This is a genomic window from Salinispora sp. CH2A1_6, assembly GCF_056820975.1.
Genome location: NZ_JBXEDG010000003.1, coordinates 1,001,428 through 1,014,050, shown reverse-complemented (window position 1 = coordinate 1,014,050; position 12,623 = coordinate 1,001,428). Strand labels below are relative to the sequence as shown.

Genomic DNA, 12,623 nt, shown 5'->3' with positions numbered 1-12,623 from the left:
ACACCGGCACGCGCCGCAACGGAGCGGCGCTGTGGAACCATAGGGGCGTGACGTCGACCTGGGTTGAACCTTCCGCCACCGCCACCGCGCTCCTCCTGCTCGGGCGGGGTAGCGATCCGGCTTCCGAACGGGGAGTCGAGTGTCCTGGCGAACTGCCGGCACCGAGCGACCCCGAGCTGGTGGCCCGGGCGGCGGCGGCGAAGGCACAACTGGGTGACCGGGTCTTCGTGCTGGGCCACCACTACCAACGCGACGAGGTGATCCAGTTCGCCGACGTGACCGGCGACTCGTTCAAGCTGGCCCGGGAGGCAGCGGCCCGGCCAACCGCGGAGTACGTCGTCTTCTGCGGCGTGCACTTCATGGCCGAGAGCGCCGACATCCTCACCACGGACCAACAGCGGGTTGTCCTGCCCGACCTGGCCGCCGGTTGTTCGATGGCGGACATGGCGGCGCTCCCGCAGGTCGAGGCCGCCTGGGAGACCCTGGCCGACCTCGACCTCACCGAAGGCACCGTCCCGGTCACCTACATGAACTCCTCGGCGGACATCAAGGGTTTCGTCGGGCGCAACGGCGGCGTCGTCTGCACCTCGTCGAACGCCAAGCGGGCGCTGGAGTGGGCGTATCAGCAGGGTCAGCGGGTACTCTTCCTCCCCGACCAGCACCTGGGCCGGAACACCGCCGTGCTGGAGCTGGGTTTCTCGCTGGACGACTGCGTGCTGTACGACCCGCACAAGCCGAACGGCGGGCTCACCGCTGGGCAGCTCCGCGATGCTCGGATGATTCTTTGGCGGGGGCACTGCTCGGTCCACGGCCGGTTCACCCTCGACAGCGTCAACGAGGTACGCGAGCGGGTTCCGGGCGTCAACGTGCTGGTGCACCCCGAGTGCCGGCACGAGGTGGTCCGCGCTGCTGACTTCATCGGATCCACGGAATACATCATCAGGACGATCGAGGCGGCACCGGCCGGCTCGGCGTGGGCGGTGGGCACGGAGCTGAACCTGGTCCGCCGGCTGGCGCTGGCCAACCCGGACAAGCAGGTCATGTTCCTGGACCGCGCGGTCTGCTACTGCTCGACGATGAACCGCATCGATCTGCCTCATCTGGTGTGGGCGCTGGAGGAGCTGGTCGCTGGTCGGGTGGTGAACCAGATCACGGTGGATGCGGAGACGGCGCACCAGGCCCGGGTGGCGCTGGACCAGATGCTGGCCCTGCCGGGAACGGAGAACCCGCCGCCGAGCGGCGCGCGATAACTATCCGTAGTGACTCTGGCGCAAAAAGTGCTAGAACGCCGATACATACCGCCAAGGGCGATCTGACCGAGTCCGCCTTCGTCACAGAGGGCTATGCTGCCCTGGGCGACGACACGTGGATGTCCCGGTCACCGACCCCTGCTACCGCGGACCGCCGGACATCCAACCCCACCGATACCCGGCACCACTAGACGCGCTGGAGGTTGCGTTGACCGACGACGTCCTGGTCGTACACGGAGGCACTCCGCTGGAAGGACGAATTCGCGTACGCGGCGCGAAGAACCTCGTCTCCAAGGCGATGGTCGCCGCGCTACTCGGCGACAGCCCAAGCCGGCTCTACGACCTACCGAAGATCCGTGACGTCGAGGTCGTCCGTGGCCTGCTCGGCGTACACGGAGTCAAGGTCACTGATGGCGACGAGGACGGCGCACTGGTCCTCGACCCCGCCAACGTGGAGAGCGCCAGCACCGACCAGATCAACGTGCACGCCGGTTCAAGCCGGATCCCGATCCTGTTCTGCGGGCCCCTGCTACACCGGCTTGGCCACGCCTTCATCCCCGACCTCGGCGGTTGCCACATCGGCCCCCGCCCGATCGACTTCCACCTCCAGGCGCTGCGCGAGTTCGGGGCGACCGTCGAGAAGCAGCCGGAGGGCCTACACCTGTCGGCGCCGAACGGCCTACACGGCACGAAGTTCGCACTGCCCTACCCGAGCGTTGGCGCCACCGAGCAGGTGCTGCTGACCGCGGTGATGGCCGAGGGCGTCACCGAGCTGCGTAACGCGGCGGTCGAGCCGGAGATCGTTGACCTGATCTGCGTCCTCCAGAAGATGGGCGCGATCATCAAGGTGCACACCGACCGGGTGATCGAGATCCAGGGCGTGCCGAAGCTCCACGGCTACTCGCATCGCCCGATCCCGGACCGGATCGAGGCAGCCAGCTGGGCCGCCGCCGCGCTGGCCACCCGCGGCCACGTCGAGGTGCTCGGCGCGGAGCAGGCCGACATGATGACGTTCCTGAACATCTTCCGCTCGGTTGGCGGCGAGTACGAGGTCACCGACGCCCGCCCACCCCGACTGAACGACCCGGGCCAGGAGGGCGGCATCCGATTCTGGCACCCGGGCGGGGAGCTGAAGTCGGTCGCGCTGGAGACCGACGTGCACCCGGGTTTCATGACCGACTGGCAGCAGCCATTGGTCGTGGCGCTCACCCAGGCCCGCGGCCTCTCGATCGTGCACGAAACGGTGTACGAACAGCGGCTCGGCTACACCTCGGCGCTGAACTCCATGGGTGCGAACATCCAGGTCTACCGGGACTGCCTGGGCGGCACGCCATGCCGCTTCGGCCGGCGCAACTTCAAGCACTCGGCGGTCATCGCCGGGCCGAGTAAGCTGCACGCCGCCGATCTGGTCATCCCCGACCTGCGGGCCGGGTTCAGCCACCTGATCGCGGCGCTCGCCGCGGAGGGCACCTCCCGGGTGTACGGCGTCGACCTCATCAACCGTGGCTACGAGGACTTCGAGGCGAAGCTCGCCGACCTGGGCGCGCACGTCGAACGACCGTGACCCACACCATTCCGGGCGGCGATACCCGCTCCTGACACATCCGCGCCCGGCGCACCGCGATGTGCACCGGGCGCGGACATTTGGCTACGCTTGCCACGTGCCCCTGTTTCGTCGCAAAGCCACTGACCTGCTCGACGAGTCCACCAAGTCGGTGACGCCCGAGGAGGAACCCGCCGCCGCCCCGCGGGGCTACACGCCGGCGAAGGGGCGCGAGACGCCCAAGCGGCCCAGTATCGGGCGGCGCCCCACCACGGCGGTCACGTCGCTGAGCAAAGAAGAGCGCCGCGCGGAGCGCCGCCGACTACGCACCGAGTCGGCCGCGGAGTTCCGCCGCGAGGGCGGTCCCCGCGACCGGGGACCGGAGCGGCTACTGGCCCGCAACGTGGTCGACTCCCGACGTACGGTGGGCACCTGGTTCTTCGGCGGCGCACTGATCGTGCTACTCGGCTCGAACCAGGCGATGCCGCCGGAGGTCCGACTCGGCTCCAACATCCTGTGGGTGGTGCTCGCGATCGCCCTGTTCATCGACTCGGTCCTGATCTCACGGAAGATCAAGAAGCTGGTCCGGGAGCGTTTCCCGAACACCGGGCAACGGATGGGCTCGCTCTACCTCTACGCGATCATGCGGTCGATCACCTTCCGCCGGATGCGGGCCCCCGTACCCCGCGTCGCCATCGGCGATCCGATCTGACGACACCTGCCGCCGGGCACCCGCTCGCCTCCTCCGACACCTCGACCCAACGGCCGCACTGCACCCGGTGGCGCGCTGACGCCACCGGAACCCGGCAGCTACGAAGACCAGTGGTCAGCTGCCCGAATGTCCAAACCTGTTCCGGATATAACCCATATATCCGGAACATGGGATAACGTTTGGGCCCCGCGCGGGCGCCACCAGTGGCGGCGACCGAGCCCACGCCGCTACCCTGCTTCCGCAGCTACACCCTGCTGAGCGGAAGAAGCTACCGGCCGGCGGGTGCCCAGCGCGACAATGTGCAACGAGGTGACAATCGCCGTGAGCGAGCGGACGCGAGCCGGTCATCGGGGCGCGCCCGAAAGCAATCGGACGCCCCCGCCAGGTCCCGCCCACCCCCCGCGGGTGATCCGGGGCAACCCCCTCAGCCAAGCTGGCGACAGGGCGCGCGCATGAGTCGCGGCAGCTACGGCGACCCATGGCACCACTCCGCCGAGCCGCCCTGGATGGTCGAGCCGACGAGCGAGTGGCATCCGCAGTTCCCCGGCCAGCGCTACCCCGGCGACATCGGGATCGCGCACACCCAGCCGCCCGCCGCGCACGGGCGACCTGCCGTTGTCGGCCGGGCCACGGTGCCCCCGCTGGCGCCGACCCGCCCCGACGGGACCTACACCGGCCGCTCCTGGAATGAAGCGGACAACCACCACGCCCACCACGACGAGGAGCTGCGCCGCCGATGGCCCGGCGAGGCGCCCCGGGGGACCGACCGAAGCTGGCGGCCAGCGCCGCGCGACATCCGGGACGGTAACCCCGATTGGGAACGGGACAGCCACGGCACCAGCTCCGGATACGGCCAGTACCCCCGCCCAGACCGGTTCGACGACCGGAGTTCGTGGCACGAGCCCGGGGGGCGGAATCAGCCGGTCTCCCCCGCCCGGCACCCAGAACCGGGCTGGATTCCGGAACCGGACGAAGAGCGACCCCAGGGACACGACCGCTACCCCCTCGGTCGGGAGGGCGGGGGGCCGCCACCTCGGACCCGCTACCCGTGGGGGCGGTGGACCGAAAACGATCATGGTCGGCCCGATGCACCGCCGGAGGGCGATGGTGGACGCCTGCGGCCGGACGGGGCCCGGGCGAACCGGGGCGGGCGCGAGGAACCGTTGCCACGACAGCATTCGGGTGGCACCGGCCACCCGAATGCCCCTGGTCCCTCGGCCGGCCCCGGCCCCTCGGTTGAGCACGGCACCGTCCACCCGCACCGCAACGGGGCACCCGGACCGGTACGACACCCCGACCGGCACCCAGTCCAGCAATCGCGCCCCCACCGTCGGCCCGGCACCGCACGCCCCTGGCCCCCGCCCCAGTCGGGCCCGAACCAGGAGCACCCCCAGCGCGGCGGGCCACACCTGCCGCCACCCCCCCGACCACCGCAGGGCGGTCCCCCGACGAGCACGTCGGCGCCCCCGTACGGCCGGCCCGTCTCCGGTGCCCCCAGCCGACCGGTGTCCGGCGGCGCCGGCACGGCCCCGCCACCACATCCGCACCCGGACCGCCCGGTAACCGGCGCACCTCCCGGACCGACGCCGCCGCCTCCCGAGGCGGCCGGACCAGCACCAGCCACCAGTGCACCGCAGCCGCGGCGCTACGTTCCGCCACCGCCCACCCCCGACCCCGTTCGGCCGGCGCCAAGCCCGAGTGGGCCAAGCGCCTGGTTCGGACCGGCCGCCACCCCCGCCGAGCCGATCCCACCCGCCGAGCCGCTCACGCCCTCCGCCGAGCCGGACCAGTCCAACGCCGACGCGCTGTCGCCGACCGCCGCACCCGACCAGCCCGACGACACGCCACCCGCCGCCTCACCGCCCTCGGCGGAGCCAGCCAGCGCCACACCCGAGTACGCGGAACCCGCGAGCAACCCCGAGGAGGAGGCGGAGCCCGCCAGCAGCGCAGCGGAGAAGGCCGAGCCGGCCGGTGCCGCGCCGACCACCGGCGACATCCTCGACAGCGGCGACGAAGCCCCGGACGAGGATTCAGCCCCGGTAGCAGACGCTGCCCCGACAGCGGACCCAGACCCGGCACAAGCCGACGCTGACCTGAAATGGGCACCAGCGGCGGGACCCGCTCCCACCGCCGAGCCCGCCGCGTCGAATTCGGAGACCGCGACGCCACCGGTCCCGCTCGACCAGGACCCGAACCCGGAGCCAGAGCCGGACCCGAACCCGGAGCCAGAGCCGGACCCGATCCCGGGGCCAGAGCCGGGACCGGAGCCGGGACCGGAGCCTGGGACGGCATCGGTGCCGACAGACCCGGCTGCGGCGACCATGGAGGCGGCCAGACCGGAGCCAGCCCAGGCGCTCCCCGCGCCACCCACACCGCGACCGGAGGCCGACCCAGCGGAACCCGACCTAGCAGCGGCGGAAGCAGAGGCAGAAGTACACGCGGAAGCGGAACCGCCCACGACGGAACCGAAGGAAGTCCCCGCGCCGAAGACAGCGGCCACTCCCCTGCCGGATCCGGCAGCCACTCCCGCGCCGGAGACGGCCACCGTGGACCGGAGCGATCCGCCGGATGCCGCGGGCGCCGACGACACCGCCCTGCCGGGTGACGCCGAACGGGTGCTGGCCAACCTCCCCTGGCGACTGGACCCGGCCACGCTCCGCGAGGTCATCCCCGACCCCGAGCAGTTCCGGAATATCCGACGCCGGCTGACCGAGAAGCTCGGCACGGCCATGGACAACCGATCCCGGGCCCGGCTGCTCAGTCTGCGGGCCGTCGCGTCCCGCGCAGCTGGTGACCTGGACGACGCGCTGGCAGACGGCCGGCTGGCCCTGACCTACGCGGAGGCCACCGGCGAGTTGCGACGGTCCGCTCTCGCGCAGGCCCGGCTGGCACACGTGCTGCGGTGGCGGGGCGAGTACGACGAAGCCGACCGCCTCTTCGCCCAGGCGAACTCACCGGAACTGCCCGACCGACTACGGGTGGCGCTGCACGAACATGCAGGACGGTGTTGCGTTGACCAAGGCCGACTGATCGAGGCCTGCCTTCACTTCGAGCGAGCGTTGGACCTACGCGGTACCGCCGACGCGGAGCTGCTGGACCGGGTACGGGTGAGTCTGGACGCGGTCGCCGATCGGGCCGCCAAGACCGGCTTCGGGCCGTACCCCCGCAGCAGGGCCGAGTTGCTGGAGCCGGACCAGCCGCCGGTGCCGGCGCGCGACGGCGATCTCTGGGGGTACGCCAACCCGGAAGGTGATCTGGTCATCGCCGCGGAGTACGCGCAGGCGCAGCCGTTCCGAGAGGGCCTGGCCTGGGTCCGCCGCCCGGACGACCAACGGTGGTCGCTGCTCGATCGAGCTGGCAGCACCGTGTTGCCAGCGTCCTGGCTGATGGTCCGCCCGTTCGCCGACGGACTGGCCTGGGTATCCCAGGGCGAGCCCGGTGGCTGGCGTGCTATCGACCCGCAGGGCGAGGTCGTGGTGGCACCGGGCTTCGCCGACGTGCGCCCGTTCCGACACGGGATCGCCGTGGTCCGGCGCGAGGGGTGGGGCGCGGTGGACCACGCTGGCCGGCTGGTGGTGCCGACCCGATACCACGGGTTCGCCACCATGCTCGTGGCCGGCGGGCAGGTGGACGGCTTCACCGAGGAGGGGTTGGCCGTCGTTGACCTGGCCGGGCGGTACGGCGTGGTGGACCGGACCGGCCGGGTGATCGTGCCACCGGTACACCCGGCGTTGGTGGTACACCCCGTGGCCTACCTGGTAGCCACCGCCGCCGGCCGATGGGGAGCGTTGGATCGGCAGAGTCGACCGCTGATCGAGCCGACGCATCCCGATCAGGCCGGGGTGCTCGCCGAGATCGAACAGCTGCTCACCGACGCCGTGCCGCTGCTCTGACCTGGTCAGACCGGAAGGACAGCCGGCAATGGCTCGGCGACCGGCCCAGCTGGTGCACCGGGTCGGCGAGCCGAAAACATGTCCTTCGTGGGCGACGTACCACCGAGCTAAGGTCAGGGGATGGAATTCCGACACCTGGGCCGTTCCGGCCTGATAGTCAGCGAGATCTCGTACGGAAACTGGATCACCCACGGCTCCCAGGTGGAGGAGGAGTCGGCCTTCGCCTGTGTCCGGGCCGCCCTGGACGCCGGTATCACCACCTTCGACACCGCGGACGCGTACGCGGGCACCCGGGCGGAGGAGGTGCTCGGCCGGGCGCTGAAAGACGAACGGCGGGCCGGACTCGAGTTGTTCACGAAGGTGTTCTGGCCGACCGGTCCGGGTCGCAACGACCGGGGCCTGTCCCGCAAGCACATCATGGAGTCGATCGACGGTTCCCTACGCCGGCTGGGCACCGACTACGTCGACCTCTACCAGGCGCACCGGTACGACCACAGCACCCCGATCGAAGAGACGATGGAGGCGTTCGCCGATGTTGTCCGCGCCGGGAAAGCCCTCTACATCGGGGTTTCGGAGTGGACGGCGACGGAGCTGCGCCAGGCCCACCAGCTCGCCCGTGAGCTGCGGATTCCGCTGATCTCCAACCAACCGCAGTACTCGATGCTCTGGCGGGTTATCGAGGCTGAGGTGGTGCCGGCCAGCGAGGAGTTGGGCGTCGGTCAGATCGTCTGGTCCCCGATGGCCCAGGGTGTGCTGACCGGTAAGTACCAGCCGGGTCACCCCCCACCCGCGGGCTCCCGGGCCACCGACGAGAAGTCTGGCGCGGGCTTCATCGCCAAGTGGCTCAGCGACGACGTGCTGACCCGGGTGCAGCAGCTCAAGCCGCTCGCCGAGCAGGCGGGGCTGAGCATGGCCCAGCTCGCCATCGCCTGGGTGCTGCAGAATCCGAACGTCTCCTCGGCGATCATCGGCGCCTCCCGCCCCGAACAGGTGCACGACAACGTCAAGGCAGCCGGGGTACGGCTCGACGCCGACCTGCTCAAGGCCATCGATGACATCGTCGAACCGGTCGTCGAGCGGGACCCGGCCCGGACCGAGTCCCCCGCGCAGCGGCCCTGACCCGACCACGGCGGTGGGCTGGTCGGAATACCGGCTCACCGCCGTGCGGGCGGACCGACCCAGCGACGTACGGAGTGAGGCGTCCCACCGCCCGGTCGGAGTGACCGGCGGCGCCACGCGGGCTCAGCCCTGCCAGAAGCGGACCAGATCCAGGCCGAGCCCGTACAGGCCCGGCGGTAGGCCCAGCGCGTCGCCGACGGCGAAGACCGTCCCGAAGAACCAGCCGTTGATCCGGGGGTTCCACAGCAGCGCGAAGAGCAGGAGAAAGCCGTACGGCGCGAAGAGGTCGTACACCCGCCGGTACGGCGGGGAGAGCCAGGGCTGGATCATGTTGCCGCCGTCCAGGCCTGGCACCGGAAGCAGGTTGAGCAGGCTCGCCGTGAGTTGGAGGAAGGCGAGCAGCGCCACGGCAGCCCAGAACTGCACGGGCCCGCCGCCGCTCGCCGCCAGCCGGACCGCGATGACCAGCACCAGCGTGAACACCACGTTCGTGGCCGGGCCGGCGAGGCTGACCAGGGTGTGCCGTAGCCGCCCCGGAATGGCGTGCCGGTCCACCCAGACTGCGCCGCCGGGCAGGCCGATACCACCGAGCAGCACCACCAGCACCGGTAGCGCGATCGACAGCAGTGGATGGCTGTACTTCAGTGGGTTGAGGGTGAGGTAGCCCTGGTGCGCGACGCTGCGGTCACCGGCGCGGAACGCCACCAGCGCGTGCGCGTACTCGTGCAGGCAGAGTGAGACCAGCCACCCGGATACCACGAAGAGGAACACGGTGACCCGGATGTTGCCGCTTTCCTGCCAGGTCAGGACTCCGCTGAGTATGAAGAGTGCGACGAGCCCGAGGAAGACCGGGCTGGGCCGGAACGCTGCCCGGGGCACGCCCAGCACCAGCGGCCCGCCCCCAGCCCGGTCTCCGGTCATCATTCCGCCGGGGGCTGCAGACTCATCCGGTACTCCACGCGGTCGTCCTCGACAAGCAGGACCGCGAGCACGCCGGCCGCCGCGAGTTCCCGCCAGGTCTGGCCGATCCAGGACTCGGCGTCCGCCTGGCTACTGAACGACTCGGCCGGCCCCGACGCCGGTTCGCCGTTCTCGCCCTCGTACTGCCAGCTCCACGCCATCTGCGTGTCTCCCCTCGCCGCTGATCTCCCGTCAGCCTAGTCCGCCGCGCCGCCGACGGCTGCACGTCCAGCCCGCGCATGATCGTTTCGAGGCGGATGTGAGCAGCTCCGGGAGGAGCGGGGCGGGAGGCGGGCGGGCACCGGGCGGCCTTAAGGTACGGGCATGTCCATTGACGGGTGGAACACGGTCCTGGTGCTCGGCGGAATCCGGTCGGGAAAGTCCGAGTTCGCCGAGGCCCTGGTGGCCGACGCGCCGACGGTCCGGTATCTGGCCACCGCCGCCGACACCAGTGCCGGCGACGAGGAGTGGGCGACCCGCCTCGAAGCTCACCGCGCTCGCCGGCCGACGACGTGGACCACGGAGGAGACCGCGGGGCAGCCACGCCGGCTGGCGGAGTTGCTGGCCGCCGCGCAGCCCGGCGAGACACTACTCGTTGATGATCTCGGTGGCTGGGTGACGACCCTCCTCGACCCCGCCCACCAGCCGGCCGACGCCACATCCACCATTGCCGAGCTGGCGGCGGCGGTCCGCTCCTGCCCCGCCCGACTGGTGCTGGTGAGCGCCGAGGTCGGCCTCTCGCTGGTGCCGACAACCCCACTCGGCCGAGCCTTCGCCGACGCGCTCGGCACCGCCAACCGGGCGGTCGCCGATGCGGTTGACACGGTCGTGCTGGTGGTCGCCGGCCAGCCCTGCTGGCTTAAACCGCCCCCGCCGCCCCGCCCGGCTGCCGTCCCAGCTCAGATCACGCCGGCCGCCGCCGGCAGCAGGGTCGCTACCGGCCCGGCCCTCGCACCGACGCCGCTACCGGAGGTGCTGACCCCGAGCGCCCCGCCCGCACCGCCCGTGCCGGCCGAACTCGCTTCCGACGCCGCCCCCAGGTCGGCGCCGCCGGTGGCCGCGACCGCCCTGGCCATCGAGCCGGGCCTGGAGTTGCCCATGCCCGACGAGGACGCCGGGTCGCAGGCCGTGGAGCGGATGGCCACCCGGGACCTGCCCGGCGCCGGTTTCGGTGGGCTCACCCAGCTGGTCGAGTTCGCCGCCGCCACCCAGGGCACTCCGCAGCCCGCCCCCTGGGGCAGCACCCGAGTGCTGCTGGTGCATGGTGACCACACGGGCGGCGCCGCCGCCGGCACCACCCCCGGTGACTCCGCCCGCCGGGCCCGGGAGGCCCGGGACGGCCAGGGTGCGTGGGCCCGCCTCGCCGCTGAGGCTGGGGCCGAGCTGCAGGTGGTTGACGCTCCCGCCGCCGACCCGATCGAGACCGACCCGGCGCTCCCCCTCAACCAGGTCGAGGCGGCGTTGCAGCTCGGCTGGCGGCTCGCCGACCAGGCCGCCGACGCGGGTGTGCGGCTGCTGGTGCTGGGGGCCTGCGGCGCCGGCACCGACGCCGCCGCGGCAGCCGTGCTCGCCGTCACCGCCGGCGCCGAACCGCCCGCCGTACTCGCCCGGGTGCGCACCGAGGCCGGCGAGTACGACGATGCCGCGTGGATGGTCCGCTGTGCGGCCGTCCGGGATGGGCTGCACCGCAGTCGCCACTCGTCCCGCGAGCCCAAGGAGATCCTCGCCGAGGTGGGCGGCGGCGACATCGCGGTCGCCACCGGCGTGCTGCTCGGCGCCGCCGCGCGGCGGCTGCCGGTGCTCCTGGACGGACCGGTCGGCGTTGCGGCCGGTCTACTCAGCCGCGATCTGGCCGGACCAGCCCGGCACTGGTGCCTGCTCGCCGACCACGGCGGGCACCCCGGTGTCCAACTCGCCGCCGACGTGCTCGGCCTCACTCCCCTGCTCGATCTGCGCCTGGACCTGGGCGAGGGCGGAAACGCACTGGTGGCGCTGCCGCTGCTGCGGTCGGCGCTGGCCTTGGCCGCGGCCCTGCCGGCGCACCCGTCGCTACGGGTCGAGTCGGACGACACCGCGTCGGACAAGGCCGCACCAGGCGAAGCCGCGTCGGACGTGGCCGCGGTGACGACGGAGTCGGCGGCCGCCGACTCGCCGACGAACGAACCAGACGAGGCCACGCCGCCGATGGAGGAGTCGGCACCGGCGACGGAGCAGCCAGAGCCGACGGACGACGAGCCGGACTTCCGCGAGCCAGAACCGGCCGGGCCGGGGCCCACCAGCACCGATCCGGAGTCCACCCCGCTGGATTCGTCCGGCCGGCGTGTCGGCTGAACCGCGGATCGCCGCCGGGGCCCGGCTGGCGCTGACCACGTTCACCACGTTGCCGGTGCGGGCCGGCCGGATCGACCGGGCCGTGGCCGGCACCGCGATGGCCCTGGCCCCAGCCGTCGGCGCGCTGCTCGGCGCCCTCCTCACCGGAGTGCTGCTCCTCACCGGCGGCCTCGCGCCGCCGCTGGTAGCCGCCGGCGTCACGGTCGGTGCCGGCGCATTGCTGACCCGAGGGCTGCACCTCGACGGGCTCGCCGACACCGTGGACGCACTCGGCTCGTACCGACGTGGGCCGGCCGCGCTGGAGATCATGAAAAAGCCGGATGTCGGCCCGTTCGGGGTAGCCGCGCTGGTGGTCACCCTCCTGGTGCAGGCGGCGGCGCTCGCGGAGCTGGCTGAGTGGTCGACGCCGACCGTGCTCGTGGCAGTGGTGTCCGCCACCGCCGCCGGTCGGCTCGGAGTCACGCTGGCCTGCCGGCGAGGGCTGCCGGCAGCCCGGCCGGACGGGCTGGGAGCCCTGGTCGCCGGGACCGTCGGGCCGGGTGCCCTCGTCACCGGGACCACCGCGGTGGCGCTGCTGGCGCTCGCCGCCGTGCCGGGCCGTCCGTGGCAGGGACCACTCGTCGTCATCGCCGCCCTCGCCACCGCGGTCTGGCTGCTCCGGCACGTGGTACGACGCCTCGGTGGGATCACCGGCGACGTGCTCGGCGCCACCGTCGAAGTGGTCACCACCCTCGTCTACCTGGGACTGGTCTTGTCCGGCTGAGCTCCGCCCACACCGGCAGGTAGCGTTGCGCACGACAACACACCGGCACGGC

General features: G+C 72.1%; 9 protein-coding genes. 7 read left to right on the top strand and 2 right to left on the bottom strand.

Annotation, left to right across the window (positions count from 1 at the left end):
- The first annotated feature begins 47 nt into the window (after positions 1 to 47).
- The 5 genes from nadA (at position 48) to AC1UKG_RS09675 (ending at position 8,517) form a co-directional block, all read left to right on the top strand.
- Positions 48 to 1,250, top strand: coding sequence for a quinolinate synthase NadA (gene nadA / locus AC1UKG_RS09695; RefSeq protein WP_018742908.1), 1,203 nt, complete (start codon positions 48 to 50; stop codon positions 1,248 to 1,250).
- A gap of 115 nt (positions 1,251 to 1,365) precedes the next feature.
- On the top strand, positions 1,366 to 2,814 hold the full coding sequence (gene murA, locus AC1UKG_RS09690; RefSeq protein WP_018730649.1) for a UDP-N-acetylglucosamine 1-carboxyvinyltransferase: 1,449 nt from the start codon (positions 1,366 to 1,368) through the stop codon (positions 2,812 to 2,814).
- A gap of 97 nt (positions 2,815 to 2,911) precedes the next feature.
- Positions 2,912 to 3,505 carry a DUF3043 domain-containing protein gene (locus AC1UKG_RS09685; protein WP_018742909.1) on the top strand — a complete coding sequence of 198 codons (594 nt, stop codon included), beginning with the start codon at positions 2,912 to 2,914 and terminating at the stop codon, positions 3,503 to 3,505.
- Between the two features lie 452 nt (positions 3,506 to 3,957).
- Entirely contained in the window at positions 3,958 to 7,398 is a 3,441-nt protein-coding gene (locus AC1UKG_RS09680; RefSeq protein WP_482641668.1) for a WG repeat-containing protein, read from the top strand.
- Positions 7,399 to 7,518: 120 nt separating this feature from the next.
- Entirely contained in the window at positions 7,519 to 8,517 is a 999-nt protein-coding gene (locus AC1UKG_RS09675; protein WP_018742913.1) for an aldo/keto reductase family protein, read from the top strand.
- A gap of 123 nt (positions 8,518 to 8,640) precedes the next feature.
- Here the strand turns inward: AC1UKG_RS09675 and AC1UKG_RS09670 are convergent, their stop codons facing one another.
- Both AC1UKG_RS09670 and AC1UKG_RS09665 read right to left on the bottom strand, forming a co-directional pair.
- The gene (locus AC1UKG_RS09670; protein WP_018742914.1) at positions 8,641 to 9,438 is read right to left on the bottom strand and encodes a site-2 protease family protein; all 798 of its coding nucleotides are present in this window, start codon (positions 9,436 to 9,438) and stop codon (positions 8,641 to 8,643) included.
- Positions 9,438 to 9,638 carry a hypothetical protein gene (locus AC1UKG_RS09665; protein ID WP_018736125.1) on the bottom strand — a complete coding sequence of 67 codons (201 nt, stop codon included), beginning with the start codon at positions 9,636 to 9,638 and terminating at the stop codon, positions 9,438 to 9,440. The genes AC1UKG_RS09670 and AC1UKG_RS09665 overlap by 1 nt, the downstream gene beginning before the upstream one ends.
- Positions 9,639 to 9,801: 163 nt before the next feature.
- Here AC1UKG_RS09665 and AC1UKG_RS09660 point away from each other — a divergent pair, with 163 nt between their 5' ends.
- Both AC1UKG_RS09660 and AC1UKG_RS09655 read left to right on the top strand, forming a co-directional pair.
- Positions 9,802 to 11,808 (top strand): bifunctional adenosylcobinamide kinase/adenosylcobinamide-phosphate guanylyltransferase, encoded by a 2,007-nt coding sequence (locus AC1UKG_RS09660; protein WP_018742915.1) that lies wholly within the window; start codon positions 9,802 to 9,804, stop codon positions 11,806 to 11,808.
- Entirely contained in the window at positions 11,798 to 12,571 is a 774-nt protein-coding gene (locus tag AC1UKG_RS09655; RefSeq protein WP_018742916.1) for an adenosylcobinamide-GDP ribazoletransferase, read from the top strand. Before AC1UKG_RS09660 ends, AC1UKG_RS09655 begins: the two co-directional genes overlap by 11 nt.
- The last annotated feature ends 52 nt before the right edge of the window (positions 12,572 to 12,623 follow it).